The following is a 1,125-nucleotide window of genomic DNA, read 5'->3' on the forward strand; positions in this document are numbered from 1 at the left end:
AGCATTGCAGCGGGTAATCTCGTCGGCGTCGACAGCGATTACGCTTGGGTGCGGATCTAAGGAGTGACGATCATGTTGGTGAATAAAGCGAATTTAACCGCGTTGTATCGCGGCCTGAAAACGGAATTCCAGGACGCTTTGCGGGGCGTGCCTTCGGACTACGAAAAGATTGCCGATATCCTGCCGTCGACGACGGCTATCGAAGACTACACCTGGATTTCCGATTTCCCGGCATTGCGAGAATGGATAGGCGATAAAATCATCAAGCAGCTCTCCGGGCACCAATACACCGTGGTCAATAAAGATTTTGAAAGCACGATTGCGGTGAAGCGCAATGATTTGGAAGATGATCGGATCGGCGCATATGGCCTCAAGGCCAAGGCAACAGGTCGGGCTGCCGGGGCATGGCCGAACCGGTTGATTTTCGGATTGCTTTCCAAGGGGTGGACCACCGCCTGCTATGACGGCAAGGCCTTTTTTGCAACGGATCATTCGATAGCCGGGAAAGCCTGCTCAAACTCCGGAGGCGGGACGGGGACGGCCTGGTATCTCCTCGACACCACCCAGGCGCTCAAGCCGCTTATCATGCAGCTCCGCAAAAAGCCGCAAATGGTTGTTCAGGATGATCCGCAGACCGACTCCGTGTTTAAACGCGGTGAATATCTTGTGAGCGTGGAAGCGCGAGGCAATGCCGGGTTTGGGTTGTGGCAGTGCGCCTATGGATCGAAGCAAACGCTCGATCCTGCCGCATTTGCAGCAGCCCGGGCGGCTATGATGTCGCAGACGGATGATAACGGCGACCCGTTGGGCATTAGCCCGAATGTTTTGGTTGTGCCGCCGACGTTGGAAGAAAACGCCCTGGAAATCCTCAAAGCCGAAAAACTGGCCGATAACACTTCGAATATTTGGCGCGGTATGGCCGAATCGTTGGTGTCGCCCTGGCTGTCTGCTGCCGCCTGATGAGGCAATGATCCGTCTCGACCCTTTTGACCTAGGTTTGACCTAGTCCAAACGGATAATACGCATGGCTTATGCTCTTCCCGATGACTTGATTGCACTCCTGCCTGAAGACGAGCTGTTGCAGCTTGCCGACGACAGCGGGAGCGCGGGCATGGATGATCCGGC

At 55.5% G+C, this 1,125-nt stretch carries 1 protein-coding gene; it reads left to right on the forward strand.

The features are described 5' to 3' along the window. Window positions 1-72: 72 nt before the first annotated feature. The gene (locus tag G451_RS0120450) at window positions 73-960 is read left to right on the forward strand and encodes a Mu-like prophage major head subunit gpT family protein (protein WP_027185698.1); all 888 of its coding nucleotides are present in this window, start codon (window positions 73-75) and stop codon (window positions 958-960) included. Window positions 961-1,125: the final 165 nt, after the last annotated feature.

It is taken from the genome of Desulfovibrio inopinatus DSM 10711, assembly GCF_000429305.1.
GTDB lineage: Bacteria > Desulfobacterota > Desulfovibrionia > Desulfovibrionales > Desulfovibrionaceae > Alteridesulfovibrio > Alteridesulfovibrio inopinatus.

What these genes read in the sequence shown, in the direction of transcription:
- G451_RS0120450 (WP_027185698.1), top strand. Translation starts at nt 73, where the DNA reads ATGTTGGTGAATAAAGCGAATTTAACCGCGTTGTATCGCGGCCTGAAA.